General features: G+C 35.7%; 18 protein-coding genes and 1 tRNA gene. 5 read left to right on the forward strand and 14 right to left on the reverse strand.

Translation table 11 applies throughout. The features are described from left to right. Positions 1 to 233 precede the first annotated feature (233 nt). Complete coding sequence (locus tag ACM6HU_RS25155) at positions 234 to 365, forward strand: anti-repressor SinI family protein (protein WP_016113892.1); 132 nt, start codon at positions 234 to 236, stop codon at positions 363 to 365. Between the two features lie 90 nt (positions 366 to 455). After that, positions 456 to 779, forward strand: coding sequence for a helix-turn-helix domain-containing protein (locus tag ACM6HU_RS25160; protein WP_016113891.1), 324 nt, complete (start codon positions 456 to 458; stop codon positions 777 to 779). Between the two features lie 96 nt (positions 780 to 875). Here ACM6HU_RS25160 and calY read toward each other — a convergent pair whose 3' ends face one another. The 8 genes from calY to ACM6HU_RS25200 all read right to left on the reverse strand — a co-directional run bounded on the left by calY (position 876) and on the right by ACM6HU_RS25200 (position 7,408). Further along, on the reverse strand, positions 876 to 1,469 hold the full coding sequence (gene calY / locus ACM6HU_RS25165; RefSeq protein ID WP_016113890.1) for a biofilm matrix protein CalY: 594 nt from the start codon (positions 1,467 to 1,469) through the stop codon (positions 876 to 878). A 233-nt stretch (positions 1,470 to 1,702) separates the two neighbouring features. Further along, positions 1,703 to 2,371 carry a TasA family protein gene (locus tag ACM6HU_RS25170; protein ID WP_016113889.1) on the reverse strand — a complete coding sequence of 223 codons (669 nt, stop codon included), beginning with the start codon at positions 2,369 to 2,371 and terminating at the stop codon, positions 1,703 to 1,705. A gap of 73 nt (positions 2,372 to 2,444) precedes the next feature. Next, positions 2,445 to 3,035 carry a CalY family protein gene (locus ACM6HU_RS25175; RefSeq protein WP_016113888.1) on the reverse strand — a complete coding sequence of 197 codons (591 nt, stop codon included), beginning with the start codon at positions 3,033 to 3,035 and terminating at the stop codon, positions 2,445 to 2,447. A gap of 161 nt (positions 3,036 to 3,196) precedes the next feature. Continuing rightward, the gene (locus ACM6HU_RS25180; protein WP_229170311.1) at positions 3,197 to 4,027 is read right to left on the reverse strand and encodes a DUF4047 domain-containing protein; all 831 of its coding nucleotides are present in this window, start codon (positions 4,025 to 4,027) and stop codon (positions 3,197 to 3,199) included. Positions 4,028 to 4,380: 353 nt separating this feature from the next. Continuing rightward, complete coding sequence (gene sipW, locus ACM6HU_RS25185; RefSeq protein WP_016113886.1) at positions 4,381 to 4,956, reverse strand: signal peptidase I SipW; 576 nt, start codon at positions 4,954 to 4,956, stop codon at positions 4,381 to 4,383. A gap of 135 nt (positions 4,957 to 5,091) precedes the next feature. Beyond that, the gene (locus tag ACM6HU_RS25190; RefSeq protein ID WP_016113885.1) at positions 5,092 to 6,360 is read right to left on the reverse strand and encodes a D-alanyl-D-alanine carboxypeptidase family protein; all 1,269 of its coding nucleotides are present in this window, start codon (positions 6,358 to 6,360) and stop codon (positions 5,092 to 5,094) included. 154 nt (positions 6,361 to 6,514) lie between these two features. Next, entirely contained in the window at positions 6,515 to 6,742 is a 228-nt protein-coding gene (locus tag ACM6HU_RS25195) for a hypothetical protein (protein WP_016113884.1), read from the reverse strand. 378 nt (positions 6,743 to 7,120) lie between these two features. Then, the gene (locus ACM6HU_RS25200; protein WP_016113883.1) at positions 7,121 to 7,408 is read right to left on the reverse strand and encodes a hypothetical protein; all 288 of its coding nucleotides are present in this window, start codon (positions 7,406 to 7,408) and stop codon (positions 7,121 to 7,123) included. Positions 7,409 to 7,712: 304 nt separating this feature from the next. On the opposite strand from ACM6HU_RS25200, the gene ACM6HU_RS25205 reads away from it, so the two are divergent. Further along, positions 7,713 to 7,785 (forward strand) — tRNA-Val (locus ACM6HU_RS25205). 392 nt (positions 7,786 to 8,177) lie between these two features. Here the strand turns inward: ACM6HU_RS25205 and ACM6HU_RS25210 are convergent. From ACM6HU_RS25210 to ACM6HU_RS25235, 6 genes are all read right to left on the reverse strand, one after another. Next, complete coding sequence (locus ACM6HU_RS25210) at positions 8,178 to 8,447, reverse strand: DUF1292 domain-containing protein (RefSeq protein ID WP_016113860.1); 270 nt, start codon at positions 8,445 to 8,447, stop codon at positions 8,178 to 8,180. A gap of 250 nt (positions 8,448 to 8,697) precedes the next feature. Further along, positions 8,698 to 9,165: an SPASM domain-containing protein gene (locus tag ACM6HU_RS25215; RefSeq protein ID WP_229161495.1), complete on the reverse strand. Its 468-nt coding sequence runs from the start codon at positions 9,163 to 9,165 to the stop codon at positions 8,698 to 8,700. A 184-nt stretch (positions 9,166 to 9,349) separates the two neighbouring features. Then, positions 9,350 to 10,753: a 3D domain-containing protein gene (locus ACM6HU_RS25220; protein WP_414848501.1), complete on the reverse strand. Its 1,404-nt coding sequence runs from the start codon at positions 10,751 to 10,753 to the stop codon at positions 9,350 to 9,352. Between the two features lie 198 nt (positions 10,754 to 10,951). Next, positions 10,952 to 11,137 (reverse strand): DUF3976 domain-containing protein, encoded by a 186-nt coding sequence (locus tag ACM6HU_RS25225; protein ID WP_016113856.1) that lies wholly within the window; start codon positions 11,135 to 11,137, stop codon positions 10,952 to 10,954. A 46-nt stretch (positions 11,138 to 11,183) separates the two neighbouring features. Further along, the gene (locus tag ACM6HU_RS25230; protein WP_016113855.1) at positions 11,184 to 11,561 is read right to left on the reverse strand and encodes a hypothetical protein; all 378 of its coding nucleotides are present in this window, start codon (positions 11,559 to 11,561) and stop codon (positions 11,184 to 11,186) included. A gap of 19 nt (positions 11,562 to 11,580) precedes the next feature. Next, positions 11,581 to 11,787: a helix-turn-helix transcriptional regulator gene (locus tag ACM6HU_RS25235; protein WP_016113854.1), complete on the reverse strand. Its 207-nt coding sequence runs from the start codon at positions 11,785 to 11,787 to the stop codon at positions 11,581 to 11,583. 841 nt (positions 11,788 to 12,628) lie between these two features. On the opposite strand from ACM6HU_RS25235, the gene ACM6HU_RS25240 reads away from it, so the two are divergent. Further along, positions 12,629 to 15,496 (forward strand): 2-oxoglutarate dehydrogenase E1 component, encoded by a 2,868-nt coding sequence (locus ACM6HU_RS25240; RefSeq protein WP_414848502.1) that lies wholly within the window; start codon positions 12,629 to 12,631, stop codon positions 15,494 to 15,496. 152 nt (positions 15,497 to 15,648) lie between these two features. After that, positions 15,649 to 16,908, forward strand: coding sequence for a 2-oxoglutarate dehydrogenase complex dihydrolipoyllysine-residue succinyltransferase (gene odhB, locus ACM6HU_RS25245; protein ID WP_016113852.1), 1,260 nt, complete (start codon positions 15,649 to 15,651; stop codon positions 16,906 to 16,908). Positions 16,909 to 17,077: the final 169 nt, after the last annotated feature.

Consider the following 17,077-nt stretch of genomic DNA (forward strand, 5'->3'; position numbering starts at 1 on the left):
TCACAAAAATATCCCTCTATATATCAGTTATTTCTGAAGATATTGATAATTTTTGATAAAACTATTACAATTTCTTTATAGAATGACAAACTAGTAACTTTTTATTAGTGTTACCTACAAAATATACAATAAATTAACATTATTTTTACCAAATTAACTTTTTGAAATATTATAATGTGTTTAAAAGGTTGTTTATTTTGTACGATTCATTACACATTAGGGAGGAATACACTTTGTACAAACAAAAGGCAGATACGCTAGATCAGGATTGGATTGATTTAATGCTTGAAGCTTTAGATGCTGGGATCGCTATTCAAGATATCGAACACTTTTTCCAACGTATGAACCAGCCTACCAGAAACTAGCAGCGTAGCAGAGGCGTTCTTTTTAACGAAATTTGTGTTATAATAATGACATCATAAGCCGACTACATACTTACAGAAAGGTGCACAAAGATGATAGGAGAACGTATAAAACGCCTTCGGTTGCAAAGAGGGATTTCTTTAACAGAACTTGCTGAAAAAGCAGGTGTTGCAAAGTCTTATATTAGTTCCATTGAACGTAATTTACAAAAGAACCCTTCCATTCAATTTCTTGAAAAAATTGCGAATGTTCTGAAAATACCAGTGGACACACTCCTTCATGACGAAACATCATCCGAAAACCAATTGGATTCGGAATGGACACACCTCGTCAAAGAAGCTATGAACTCCGGTGTCTCAAAAGAGCAATTCCGTGAATTTTTAGAGTTTACAAAATGGAAGAAAAACCAGGAATAATATATACAAGGAGGAGTGCATACTGGGGGGCGCTCTTTTTTTATTTACAAAAAAAGCGGGGAATCCCCGCTTTTTTGTTTGTTATTTCCTTATTGATTATCTCTCTTCGCCTTCAGTTTGGCTTGCATTGAATGTCCATTCTAAGTTTAATTTATCGCCTTGGAATTTATTTTGATCTTTACCATTTTCTTCAAATACAAATTGTACCCACAGGTAGTCTTCTGTTCCAGCTTCTAAGCCACCTTTTTCACCCCACTCTGGAGCAAAGATGTCTTTTGCTAGAAGATCTGGATCAGCATTTTGTAAATCTGCTAATGTTGTTTCATATACAGGCTCGCTTTGTTTATCCCAGTTCCAAATAAATTTCACTTTAATATGCTTACCGAAATCTTCCCCAGCGTTATCGCCTTTCGCATCTGTAACTGAGTACTTCGTTGCTAATTTAACATCTTTAATTGCTAACGTGCCGCTGTTCTTTAATAAGAATTCTTTCTTAACAGAATCGCCTGGTTTAAGGTCCTTAATATCTACAATTGTTTGAGGGTCCAAAGTAAGATCTAATGTACCCGCTGCAAACGTATTGTTCGATACTTCTTTGTCACTAAAGTAAGCGAATGTTCCTCCACCGATTAAAGATAATCCCAATGCCGCTGAAGCGACTCCCATACCTAATTTTTTCTTTAAACTCACTGTAAATTCCCCCTAGCTATTTTTTTTTATTGTTATCTCTTAATGTAGGATAAGAGGTATAACCAATCGAACGCCTGTTATTTTTCTACGGCCAATGTATGTACAATACCCCTTGAATTTATCTGTTCTTTAAAAAGCTACCTATACGTTCATTATAAAGAACATATAGGTGTAATTGCAACTATAAAATAATATTAATTTTGAAACTATTCTCTATTCATCCTTAAAAAGACTTAATCCTTCCTATACTTCATTTGAATATACCTTTTATAAAAATAAAGCCCACACCCCACTAAACCAATTCCTATTAAAACCATACTGCTTTGTTGCACACCTGTACGTGGCAGCTGCCAGTTACTATTAGAATCTATGGATGCAGGAGGTTGCATTTGATTGCTTCCCGTTTCATTTTCTGTACCCGCACCATTTCCGTTTGGCTCTTCCGCATAAAAAAGAAATTTCACCATTGTTTGTAATCCTTGATACTCATTTCCTAACTCTTTAGGAACATGTATCGTATAGATAAGCTCGTCAGTTCTATCAACTGCTAATGTACGCTTTTCCATACTTTGAAGTTCTTTTAGACTTCCTTCGTACAGCACTCCTTGTTTATCTTTTACAGTGACCGTAAGAGCTTCATATAATTTCGTAGACCCCTCTGAAGCCTCGCTCTTTATACTATATGATAATTTCTTTGTTCCTTCATTACTAATACGTATACTTCGATTTGCCCAGTCTCCTGGCTTCATATTTAAAACATGAAATAGTACTTCTTTTGGCTCAAGGCTTATATCTATTTCTCGCCGCTCCTCTGCATACACTTGGTCAATATTTTTTGTAATACCAATGAAAACTACTAGAATCAGACATATACTCATGATAAATAACCACTTCTTATTCATGTACATCCCTCATATAACAAGAATTGGTATGAAAAAAAGGCAGGAAAAACCTACCTTTTTTCTATCAATCCTATTATTTTTCTGACCCTTCTGTTTGTTCTGCTTCAAATGTCCATTTCAACTCAAGTTTATCACCTTGGAATTGATTTTGATCTTGCTTATTATCTACAAATTCATATTGTACCCAAAGATAGTCGGAATCACCATGCTTCAAACCACCCTTTTCAGCAAACCAACCTGCAAAAATACTTTCTTCCACTGCATCTGGAGACATAGCTTTTAAATCAGCCAATGTCGTTGAGAAAATAGGCTCACTTAATTTATCCCAATTCCAGAAGAAATTCACACGGATATGCTTACCAAAGTCTTCTGAATTATCTCCTTTTGAATCTATTACATTATAATTAGTTAATAATTTCACAGTTTTTATATCTAATGAACCATTATTGACAAGCTTAAAGTCACGTGTCATTTTATCCCCTGGCTTAATATTATTAACATCAATAATCGTAGTTGGATCTACAGAAAGATCTAATGTACCTGCTGCAAATGTATTATTTGATACTTCCTTATCACTAAAGTATGCAAATGTTCCTCCACCAATTAAAGATAGTCCTAACGCAGCTGATGCAACACCCATTCCTAATTTTTTCTTAATTCCCATTCCGTATTCCCCCTGAACTTCATTTTTTTATGTTAACCTCTACATTTGTAGAAGGTATAACCCAAAAATCAGTGGTTTTCATGTACAGCGCTTGAATCTTGTTTCTGCACTTCTTCTTTATTCTCTTCAGGCTGTTGTAATACTGGATTGGTCTTTTTCGCTTATTGAGCTTGATTGACTTGTTCTTGTTTAGGGTTTGATGGTTGCTTTATTTCTTCTTGTTTATTTGATTTTTTTTGCTCAGAAGAAGGTACAACTTGTTCTTGTTTTGATGGTTGTTTTATTTCTTCCTGGCTGTTTGACTCTTTTTGCTCAGAAGAAGGTACGACTTGTTCTTGTTTAGGGTTTGATGGTTGCTTTATTTCTTCCTGGCTGTTTGACTCTTTTTGCTCAGAAGAAGGTACGACTTGTTCTTGCTCTGTTTTTCCAGACGTGTTATTAACCTGTTGCGCTTTTTTCTCTTCTATTTTCTTTTGTAGGGTTAGAATAAATTCTTCCATTTTTTGTACTGATATTTTCTTATCAACATTATCCTTAATACTCCCTACTTTAGTAAAACTCGCTTGTACATATTGAAGCACTTGCTTACTTGAATCGCTATTATTTACTCTTACATTTTCTACTGATTGCTTATAATAATCTTCTATTTCTGTATATATGTGTTGCAAGGCTTCACGTTCCACTTTCACTTTTTCAAACTGTTCTCTCCATTGCTGCGCTTTTTGTTCGAGTACTTCTACAGAATCAGCTTGTGTTTCCTGATTCATTCCTTCAGCTCCATTTAAAATCAAATTCTCATGCTGCTCTGCTTCTTTCACCAAAGTATCAATCGTTTTTGGAAATACAATTGCAGTTGAAACAGTAGAATGTATTTTTGTCTCATTTACAAAAGCAGCCTCTGTATACGTAACTACTTGTGATCCCATATAGAAAGCTATTGAACACATACATGGTAACATGAGTATTGTTTTTATTTTTTTTGATGATTTCATCATTCCAACCTCTCCCATTACTCGTATTCAATTCTCTATAAAGAACATAATTTCATTATATAGAATAAAATCCGAAAATGAAATAAAAAATATAGTATTTTTTTACATTTTTGTTACACATGACCTTTTCGCGTGGTAAAAAACCTAATTCCATCAATCTAATCTCTCGTATACATATCTCCGTATAATAGTTCGAAAATAATATATATAAATAGACTATCAATTTGATAGCCTATTTATATAATTATTTCTCTCTACCAACTGTTTGCTGTGCATCATTATTAACTAGTATTGAAGGTTTCCCCAATAATATCTTTATATTTATAATCTCTAAAATGGAGAAAATAACGGAATTATACAGATTGTCCTACATCTGCAGATTTCTTTTTCTTTTCGCTATCAATGCTACGGATTGCACTAAAAATAGAAATTGCAGAGTACCCAAGTAAACATATGCCTGGAATAATTAAAAGTAAGGCTGCTCCTGCTTTTGAATTCGCATAATTCAACAAATATCCCACATATGGAACTGTAATATTTCCATATTTCCCAATAACATTTTCTGCTAAGACTGGTTTTAAATCCGGGCCATTATTATTGTCACCTTTTGTTTCATACATTACTTTCCCATTTACGTTTTTCACATCAATAATACGGTGAGTTACAATTTTTTTATCGCTTTCTTTAAAAGTAATTACATCGTCTTTTTTATATTTAGATCCATCTTTCGTTGGTTCGATTGCAATAATTGATCCTGTTAAAAATGTTGGTTCCATCGATCCAGATAGTACTGTTTTAAATTGATATCCCATTACAGTCGGATCCCCGCCGCTTGCTTTTGATGAGATGACAATAAACGCTAAAAAAACCATTAACGCAAATAAAACAAATGAAATGACGTTACTCATAATCTTCCAAACTAGTTTCATCTGTATCTCCTCCTCTTTATTATGTATATGCACGTAAAAACTAGGATATCCTAAGATGTTCTTAAAAGAGAACCCAAATTAATACTATAATGAACGAATAAAAAACGCAATAAAAAATAGGCAATTGATCATTGCCTATTCCACTTCTGAAACTGCATTCTTTTTAGCTCGTCTTACCACATATAAACCAATTATTATTAAAGCAATAATTCCAGCTCCAATACTTACCATCAACCCAAAAGGATACGTAGGCTCAGCTGGCTTTATATTTTTTTTCGGCATTGCAAATGTAATATCTTCCTTAGACAGAACATTAATGCTTTCAATCATTTGATTGTTTTTTGTCACGTCTACTGTTCCAATTACATCCCCGCGATGAATCCCCTTTTGATATAGCTTTTCTTTATCAACCGGAGCCGTTCTAAAGACTGTTTTTACATTCTTTCCTTCGTCTTTCTTTAACATCAATTCTGCACTTTTTTCAAGTTCACAATCTATATTTTTATCTAAATATGTTGCTTTCTGATGCCAATTATTTTTATCTAAAACCATTTGCTTAGCAAATTGCGAGAAAGAATGATCTGCAATTTGACGCATATCTTCGTAAATCTCTGGTCTTTGTGACGCCATCACAACATTGACAATACAATTACCATCTTTCTCATTTAATAATACAAGTGTATTGCGTGCTTCATTTGTAAAACCTGTTTTTCCACCAATACTATATGAATTTTCGAAATAAGTAGCCTTATTAAAAATAGAAACCGTTTGTCTAGATGTTGTAACCGTTGTTCGTTTCGTATTCATAGCTTGTAAAATCTCAGGGTATTGTTGAACCCCTCTCGTGATCATTGCCATATCATATGCCGTCGTATAATGATTCGGATCATGTAAACCATTCGGCGTTACAAAATGACTATCCTTTGCTCCTAACTGCTTCGCTTTCTCGTTCATCATATTCGCAAAGTTTTCTATACTTCCACCAATACGTTCACCAATTGCATACGCAACATCATTTGCACTTAATACCATTAAAATTGTTAGTGCTGTATTACGATTGATTGTTTCACCTACCTGAAATTCAAGTTGATAATTACTCTTTTCCTGATCTAATGCAGGTTGTGAAAACGTAAATTGCTCCTCTGGCTTCGTATGCTCCATTAATAAAATAGCAGTCAATACTTTCGTCATACTTGCCGGAAATGCATGTTGATGTGCATTTTTGTCATACAAAACATCCCCTGTTTTTGCATCAATTGAAACTGCAAACTGCCCAAACACATTTGGACCCGGACCAGGTGCCGACACTGGTTCAGTTCCAGTTTCAGCGTACAATGTCATAGGCGTTAAAAAAAATAAACAAATCACCATAATGAAAACCGAAATCTTCTTACAATTTACCATATGACTCTCCCTTTTCTATTTTCTTTTACCTTATATACTAATTCTACCAATCCGACATTAAATTGGTATTTAAATGGAAAATTAATTACCATTTTTCACTATATCATAATTTTACAAGGAAAGACATAATCACACACATAAAAATAAGAAGGACTCATTCTTTCTTATCCTTCTCATCAGCCAATAAATCTATTAAATTATTCCCAGCTTCCTCTTCTGTAATCTCATCGGTCATGCCCATGAAGGACCAACCCTTTGAATCTATCCATTCAATAAACTCATCTAAAAACTCATCATGAGAGACATCAACATCAAGAATCGCACCATTTATTGAAATCGTTCTATTTCTAGATACACGCATCTTGAAAGATTTTCTTACCATTCTTATATACCTCTTTAATCTATAAAATATTTATAAATCTATTTTCTATCTCTGTTATACCCTATTTCCATGAAATTGTAAAAAGAAGATCCTACCAAAACAAATATAAATGTAATATTCATTTGCTATGTTGCTTCATATAATCCTCATAAATAGGTATTGCGCTAGCATCACCAGCATCAGCTTTCGCACTGTTAAAATTATTTCCTGCTTTCAATCCATTTTGTCCGATATCAAGATCATGTAAAATACGGTGAACATATACTAAAGCTGTTGTATCATGATTTTGAATTGAAATATGAAGTAATTTTCTAGCTCGGTCTAAATCTTCTTTATAAATTGCCTTTAGTCAACGAAGCAGCTTCTTTTAAAGTGGTATCAATTAACTTGAATCCCCATTCGTTCTCTTGCCAAGCTGGAGCATCCGGTCTTCTCAAGATTCTCATACCTTTCCCAACCTGTAATCGTATTTAAATCACTATGCATTTCTCTTATCTTCATTCCAATATCTTTTGATTTATCTACCTCTTCGATTTGCTCAGTCTTTTCAGCATTCATTTCTTTCTTATCTGCTTTATGAAACAACATAATGCCACCGCATATTAATCCAAATAAAACAAGGCCTCCAATAACAAAAGCAATTCCTTTTCCTATCCTTTTAAACAAAGTGACACACTCCTTCAAGTTATTTAGGTAACCTCCTAAATTATATCAATTTTAAATCGTATTATCTTATGAAATTAATATTCAACTTGATGAAAGGCGAAAAATCACTCTAGCTTCATGAGTGAGTAATCCCCTTACTATTTACTATTAAACTACATGTAAATGTGCTCGCAATAAATATAATCATGTCATTCTATCAGGTTCCATTTTAAAGATTATAGTAAAAACTATTGTAAGGTGTCACTTAATTTTGTATAATCAAACAGACAGAATTATCAGATATATAATTCATCACTTTTATCATGATCCCGTAGCTCAGCAGGGAGAGCGCCACCTTGACAGGGTGGAGGTCGCTGGTTCGAGACCAGTCGGGATCATAAAGTGAAACTTTAATCAGTGGGGGTTTTCTTCATCCCCCACTGATTATTAGTTGAACCAATCGGGCTTTTACGGACAGTTGATCCCCCACCTATCTTCCTCGTTTCTCTCTGAATCTTGAGGTGGGGGTCTTACTGCCCGTTAATGCGGGATAAAATACGGCAAAATAGCGTTCTACCAATTGGTAGAACGCTATTTTTATACGATAATTTACTCGTTGATTTAGCCAACATGGTTGCTGATTCAAGCTATACAAAAGAATTCAATGAGATATTTAATAAACATCAATGTCACTTTCCCTTTATTTATAATCAATTATGGGAAATATTTTTCAACTATATATACACAAAGAGAGGGCATATATTTATCCCTCTCTTCTGTCCAATCAATATTAATCTTGCTCATCCATCATTTCCTCAAACGCAGCAGACACTTTTTCAAACTCCTTGTCACTCTCAATGTATGACAATTCACCATCATCTTCTACTCTTAAAAAGAAGATGTCAATGTCTTCATCTGTTTCCTTTTGAAGGTCTTCTACAAAGCCGACAGCAATGTATTCTGCTCCTTCGACATTCATCGTTCCCAGCACTTCAACTTCCTGCTCCTGATCACTCTCATCGCTAATGGTAAAAGTTTCGCCTACTTCAATTTCCACCATATTCGTACTCCTCCTTTCATACTCTAAAAAATAGAGCGTTCAAATCGCATACCTACTAACATATCTTTCCATAAAAAATCAAATTAATGCGTAAAAAACAACAAATTCTTGCTGCTTCAGCGTAAATACCCAACCAAAAGGATATCGGATATCATTCGTGAATATGAACTAACGCATTTCGTATTAGATAATTGGATCAACTAAAGTGATTACAGTCCCAACGCTTTCGAAAAATTAGAAATATACTATTTTAGATTTTCGAAAGACCTCCTTGATCCGCAAGTATTTCTTTCATATAGGAAGCAGGCAAGCCGTCTTGTAACAGCTGTTTCATCATTTTCATATAAGGATTAATATGCTTAAAATATTTCTTATAGGATGCGCATAGATAATTTAATCCTGGCTCATTTTGATTTGAAACTAGAAATCTATTTTTAGGACATTCGCCATGACAAGCGAATCGAACCTCGCAATTTCTACACACTGAGGGCAGTGTATCTCGCTTCTTCTTACCAAAGGCAAGCTGTGATGGGGAATTTATCATATTTACTAATCCATCTGTAATATTTCCTAATCGATATTTAGGATAAACGTAATGATCACAAGAAAACAGATCACCATTATGTTCCATAGCGACCGCTCTACCACACTCTTCCGAAAAAATACAGACTGGTGACGGAATTCCGATCCAGGAAGCTAATGCCCATTCAAAATTCATAACATAAACCGACCCTACATCATGCTGCACCCACTCAATAAATTTACACAATAAAGAATCTAGTATATTAGCACTAAACAAAACAGCTTCTTCAAGTCTTCACTTGAAAAAGCTGTTTCTAATAAAAGCATATTACTATAGTAATAATGATTTTTTTACAATATGTACATGAACTACAATGACTTTAAGGTAATACATATACCTTTACTGTTCTAACTCCCCAGTTCCAAACTTCCTGCTTTGAAGGTATAAATACGTCTATTTTATTCCCTTTAATAGCTCCACCAGTATCCCTAGCTCCAGCTGGTCCATATCCCTCTACATATACATTCGAGCCAAGTGGAATAACTGAAGAATCCACAGCAATCACTTTTAAATTTGGATTAGCAGTTAAATCATCTCCCATACTCGTATAAACATGTTCACCAGGTTCCGCACCATTTTCTTCCGGGTCGTTTGAGTATGCTGTTGATCTAACCGTTAGCTCACGCGTATTTCCTATCCATTGTCCACTATCTTTGAAATAATTCATTTTTTCGTCAATCTTATTCCAACCTGTTTTCATCGTTCCACCGGCTGCTTCATCTAAGTAATACCAACTACCACCTGTTTTCAACCAGCCTGTCTTCATTGCCCCGCCAGCTGCTCCATCCAAGTAATACCAACTTACTCCGTATTTCAACCAACCTGTTTTCATCGCTCCGCTGGCTGCCGCATCCAAGTAGTACCAACTACCACCTGTTTTCAACCAGCCTGTCTTCATTGCCCCGCTAGCTGCCGCATCCAAGTAATACCAATTCTCTCCGTACTTCAACCAATCTGTCTTCATTGCCCCGCCAGCTGCTCCATCCAAGTAATACCAATTTACTCCTTCTTTCAACCAACCTGTTTTCATCGCTCCGCTGGCTGCCGCATCCAAGTAGTACCAACTACCACCTGTTTTCAACCAGCCTGTCTTCATTGCCCCGCCAGCTGATTCATCCAAGTAATACCAATTCTCTCCGTATTTCAACCAATCTGTTTTCATCGCTCCGCCAGCTGCCTCATCTAAGTAATACCAATTTACTCCGTATTTCAACCAACCTGTTTTCATCGCTCCGCCAGCTGATTCATCTAAGTAATACCAATTAGTTCCTTCTTTCAACCAACCTGTTTTCATCGCTCCGCCAGCTGATTCATCTAAGTAATACCAATTAGTTCCTTCTTTCAACCAACCTGTTTTCATCGCTCCACTGGCTGCCTCATCTAAGTAATACCAATTAGTTCCTTCTTTCAACCAACCTGTTTTCATCGCTCCACTGGCTGCTTCATCTAAGTAATACCAATTATTCCCTTCTTTCAACCAACCTGTTTTCATCGCTCCGCCAGCTGATTCATCTAAGTAATACCATTGATTATTTAATACAATCCAACCTGTTTTTTTACTACCATTTTCATAATAAAACCTTTCACCATTTTCTAATTTCCATCCAGCTTGTTGAGTAGAATCTTGCGTTATGTTATTTGATGTTTCTGCTAAACTAGCAATCGGTTGGAAACCGAAGCCCAGAACCATAGCTAAAGAAAGTGCTGTGATTTGTTTTTTCATAAATTCATTCCTTTTCCCTAAATTTGGCCATTGACTAAATCATCATACTATGTATAAGTATAATTGTTTCTAAGATAAGAATAAGAGTAGTAACAAAAATGTAATAAAAATAAAACAGAATGAAATCCAGATGCAAACTTATTGCATACTGGACTTGATTCTGTTTTATTCCTGCTATCTTCTACCTCTTTTACTAGCTTATAATTTCTTACTCATCAATACCACCAACACAATAATCCCCACAAACATAGCCGCTAAACATCCAATCAGTTTATAAAAACCTCTCTTTGTCAGCGTATTATCTTTCGTAATATCTTTGCGAACGAAGAAATACATGAATAGAATTAAAATAATACTTATACTAAACGCATAAAAAAATTGCATTTTTTCTCCTTCCTATATGTAAGACCTATAATTCATTATTTTCCACTTAATATCTTTTAGATAAGACAACAAACGAAATAAAAACCGTACTAATCGTTAAAGCAGCTAATATATTAAGTAGTTCTCCAGCTGTCAATATAATGATTTCTAAATGTAACCCAATTGAAAAAACAATGAAATATATCAATAACGCAAAGAAAGAATAAAACATCCCTTTTTGACGGATTAACTTCATCCTTTCGTCTTTCTCTTTAAATTGTGGGTGAAGATAACTTAAACAAAAGCACATAATCATCATCGATGCTAATGTATAAGTCGGAGTTGGCGGCGCAGAATGTGTCATAATCCCTGCTAATACCATGAATCCACTCATAATTAAAAAAAACATTCCTATAATCAAAAAGTACTTCTGTGAATAATTCATTAATATTCCCCCTTCTCTATCATTCCCGTTCTTTCCCTTCATAAATAAATACATTCTCAATGGTTGTCTGAAATGTTTTCGCAATTTCAAATGCTAAAGGAAGTGATGGATCATATTTTCCTTTTTCAATTGAAATAATCGTCTGTCTAGAAACACCAAGTTTTTCGGCTAACTTCTCTTGAGACAGTCCCAATTTTTTTCTGTATTCTACCATTTTGTTTTCCAAAGAAAATCCCCCCTCCTCCTTGAACAGAGTATAAATGTAAAGCATCCTTTACGTCAAGTATCCTTTACATTATTTACATAACTTTTCCAATCCTTCTTACTCCCGCCTATTCTTTTTGATCACGACTATTGTCATAACTAAAATGGAACATATAGTTAACTTTATTTGTATAGATGGTTTTCATTATATTTATCCCTCTGTAATGAGAAAAATTAATATTGTTATCTGCACTTTATCTTTTTAAAATATTACATTTTTTCTCCTATACGAATGAAGCTGGCTACCCTTTTTAAGCTATTTTCTGCTATATTTGCAAAAACTAACGATTTATGAACCATTTTCAAATCATAATCATCACTTACAAGCAAATTTTTCTTTTTTCCTTTCAATATTTAACACTATTGAAATAAAGTTTACGATAAATTCATAATTTTTTATTTTTTATACTATATCCTGTTATATTGTTGTATAATATTTTTGAAAGCGCTTATTATTTTAATATACATAAATCAAACCGCATTTTAACAAAACATTCTTACAATTCACCTTATATTTTCATATGGAAGATTTTGTTCCAAGTGCGGATGTACCAGATGAAATCACCTATTTTTTCCTTAAAATTACTTTATAACATGAAAGATTAACTTGGGTGATAAGTAATTGTGAATGCTTTTTTACAAAACGGATAAGTAATAATGTTTGGTATTATGTAAATTATCGTAATAACATAAGAGTAAAGATAACATTTACATTCATTACTGGTTCATCAATTATGAAAAGAGCAAAATGCATTCTTTCGCATTATGAAAGAAGGATTACATGCATTGGGAGGTTTAAACAAATGACGAGGAAGAATACAACGACAAACCCTTGGGCCAAATTCCATGGTCCGAACCTTGGTTATGTTATTGAACAGTATGATCGTTACGTGACAGGAGAAGGTTCTGTTGATCCGGAATTACAAGAGCTTTTTGAAACTTTTGGAGCTCCTCCATTCCAAGCAGATGTCGTAACAGGGGACAACAAGGAAACAAATTTTTCTCCTCAAAACACAGGAAACATTGAAAAAATTCTTAAAGTCGTTCAACTTGTTGAGCATATCCGTTCATTCGGTCATACATCGGCTCATATTAATCCAATGGAAGAGCCCGCTGATGGACAATCTCTCATCGAGAAAGCAATGAACGAATTGAGCGATGCAGATTTGAAAGCGATTCCAGCTAAAACAGTATGGGCAGATGCACCAAATGATGTTCACACAGCTTTTGATGTAATTAATAGATTAAAAGATGTTTACACAAAATCTTTAGCCTATGAATTCTCGCATATACAAGATAGTGAAGAACGCGCGTGGTTGCATCAAATGGTGGAATCAAATTCCCTGCGTCAACCATTAACAAATAAAAAACGAACTGCTCTCTTAAAACGCTTAACAGCTGTTGAAGGTTTCGAGCAATTCTTGCATAAAACATTCGTTGGCCAAAAACGTTTCTCCATCGAAGGCGTTGATATGCTTGTACCTGTACTAGATGAAATTATTTTAGAAGGTGCTAAAGGCGGCGTAAACGATGTCATGATTGGTATGGCTCACCGCGGTCGTCTAAGCGTACTCGCTCATGTATTAGAAAAACCATATAGTCACATGTTTGCAGAATTCAAACATGCAACAATAGATAATGCTAAAGTTAATACCGGCTGGACTGGCGATGTGAAATACCATTTAGGTAGAGAAGAAGTTGTCGGATCTGAAGAAGCTAGCACACGCGTTACATTAGCAAATAACCCGAGTCACCTTGAGTTCGTTAATCCAGTTGTTGAAGGTTATGCACGTGCTGCTCAAGAAGATCGTAAAAAAGCTGGCTATCCCGAACACGACGTTTCAAAATCATTCGTAATTTTAGTTCATGGTGATGCTGCATTCCCTGGTCAAGGTATTGTATCTGAAACATTGAACTTAAGCAGATTGAACGCATACCAAACTGGTGGAACAATTCATGTTATCGCAAATAACGCAATCGGCTTTACGACAGATAGCTATGATTCTCGTTCTACGAAATATTCAAGTGACCTTGCGAAAGGATTCGAAATTCCAATCGTTCACGTGAATGCTGATAACCCGGAAGCATGTCTTGCTGCTGCTAACCTTGCGATTCAATATCGTATGCTGTTCAAAAAAGACTTCTTAATCGATTTAATCGGTTACCGTCGTTACGGTCATAACGAAATGGATGACCCAGCAGTTACGCAGCCACAAGTTTATAAAAAAATTAAAAACCACCCTACTGTAAGAGCTTTATATGCAAGCCAATTAGAAGCTGCGGGCGTTCTAAATACAGATGAGGTTGAAACAATTACTCAATTCGTACAAGAGCATTTAAAATCTGAGTATGCACAAGTACCACCAGCAGATACAAGTGAAGCTGCAATTCATGTTAAAGTTCCAGATGTTGTTGCGAAAGGAATTCAGTCAATTGATACTAGTCTTCCGCTTGAAACACTTCGCGCAATTAACGAAGGGCTTTTAACTTGGCCAGAAGGCTTTAACGTATATCCGAAAGTGAAGAAAATTCTTGAGCGCCGTAAAGATGCTCTTGAAGAGAACGGTAAAATTGAATGGGCACTTGCTGAATCTTTAGCATTCGCTTCTATTTTACAAGAAGGTACGCCAATTCGTTTAACTGGTCAAGATTCACAGCGTGGTACGTTCGCACATCGTCATATCGTATTACATGATACAGAAACAAACGAAACATATTCACCATTACATCGCCTGCCGAATATTAACGCATCATTCTCTGTTCATAACAGTCCGTTATCAGAGGCTGCTGTTGTCGGCTACGAATATGGTTACAATGTATTCGCTCCAGAAACTCTTGTTATGTGGGAAGCACAATACGGTGACTTCTCAAATACTGCACAAGCATTATTTGATCAATATATTTCAGCAGGAAGAGCAAAATGGGGACAAAAATCAGGCCTAGTTCTTCTATTACCTCACGGTTACGAAGGTCAAGGACCGGAGCACTCTAGTGCACGTCCAGAACGTTTCCTACAATTAGCTGCAGAAAACAACTGGACTGTTGCAAACTTAACAAGCGCGGCACAATACTTCCATATTTTACGCCGTCAAGCATCAATCCTTGGTACAGAAGCAGTTCGTCCATTAGTCATTATGACGCCAAAAAGCTTATTACGTCATCCACTTACAGCTTCATCAGGTGACAAACTAAGTGAAGGACGCTTCCAACCTGCGTTAGAACAAGAAAACCTTGGTACAAAACCAAGCAAAGTAAAACGCCTTGTTTTAACAACAGGTAAAGTGGCAATTGATTTAGCAGTGGAAATCGAATCTGGTAAACACGAGTACAATTTAGATGAACTTCATATCGTTCGTATTGAGCAGTTGTACCCATTCCCTGCTGAAAAAGTTCAATCTATTATGAAACGCTTTAAAAACTTAGAAGAAATCATTTGGGTACAAGAAGAACCACGTAATATGGGTGCATGGCATTACATGGCTCCAATTCTGTTTGAACTTGCTGGAGATAAAGTGAAAACAGGATACATCGGACGCCCAGATCGTTCTAGCCCATCAGGTGGCGATCCATTTGCACACAAAGCTGAGCAAGAACTAATTGTTGCACATGCATTAGATACAAAGTATAACTTTCGACAAGATAAACAAGAAATAGAAGTTTTTAGCAACTAACAACGAAAGTGATGTGCTCTAGCTGATTTGGGCAGAGTTCCTTACAGCTCAATCTGTAAAGAATTTCTGTCCAATCAAGCTGGAAACTTTGAGATTACCGAAGAAAAAAAGACAAAACACACCGTTAGGCAAATAAGGGGAGGACATTTAAAATGATCGAAATTAAAGTACCTGAGCTTGCAGAATCTATTTCAGAAGGAACTATCTCACAATGGCTTATCAATGTAGGCGACAAAGTTGAGAAAGGTGGCAGCGTTGTTGAGCTTGAAACGGATAAAGTCAATGTAGAAATCATTGCAGAAGATTCAGGTATTGTATCACAACTACTAGGAGAGCCTGGAGATACAGTTGAAGTTGGCGACATCATTGCAATTTTAGATGCAAACGGCGCTGCAGTAAGTACACCTGCTCCAGCAGCAGCTCCAGAACAACCAAAACAAGAAGTTACAGAAGCACCTAAAGCTGAAGCTCCAAATGCTGCACCAGCTAAAACAGCTTTACAAGGTCTTCCAAATACAGATCGTCCTATCGCATCACCTGCTGCTAGAAAAATGGCACGTGAATTAGGAATCGACTTAAATGAAGTACGCAGCACTGATCCACTTGGCCGTGTAAGACCACACGATGTACAAGCACATGCTGCTGCACCAAAAGCAGAGCCAAAACAAGAAAAAACAAGTCCAAAACCAGCAGCAAAAACTGAATTTGAAAAACCAGTTGAGCGCGTAAAAATGTCCCGCCGCCGTCAAACAATTGCAAAACGTCTTGTAGAAGTTCAACAAACATCTGCAATGTTAACAACATTTAACGAAGTTGATATGACTGCAATCATGGAATTACGTAAAGAACGTAAAGATTCATTCGAGAAAAAACATGATGTTCGTCTTGGCTTTATGTCATTCTTCACAAAAGCAGTTGTTGCAGCGTTAAAACAATTCCCATTGTTAAATGCTGAAATCCAAGGTGACGAGCTTATCATTAAAAAATTCTATGATATCGGAATCGCTGTAGCAGCTCCAGATGGATTAGTTGTTCCAGTTGTACGCGATGCAAACCAATTGAACTTTGCTGAAATCGAAAGCGAAATTCGTGAACTAGGTAAAAAAGCACGCGATAACAAGCTTACATTAAAAGAACTACAAGGTGGTACATTTACAATTACAAACGGTGGTGTGTTCGGCTCCCTTATGTCAACACCAATCCTAAACAGCCCACAAGTAGGTATTCTTGGAATGCATAAAATTCAAGTAAGACCAGTTGCAATCGATGCAGAACGTATGGAAAACCGTCCGATGATGTACATTGCTCTATCTTACGACCACCGTATTGTCGATGGTAAAGAAGCAGTTAGCTTCCTTGTTGCTGTGAAAGAAATGCTTGAAGATCCAAAATCATTATTATTAGAAGGTTGATAGCCTTTCGAAATACAAAAGGCTGTATGAAAGTATCGATTTATTCGATCTTTCATGCAGCCTTTTTTTTATCATTTTAACCGAGAGTCCCCCACCTCAAGCTCTTGTAGAGGTAGGTGGGGGTCGTTCAATAAGACTCTAAAACAATCGTAATTTTTTTGAGTTCATA

Origin of the sequence: Bacillus sp. IT-79MI2, assembly GCF_949768135.1 — a bacterium.
In the GTDB taxonomy this organism is placed as follows: domain Bacteria; phylum Bacillota; class Bacilli; order Bacillales; family Bacillaceae_G; genus Bacillus_A; species Bacillus_A pseudomycoides.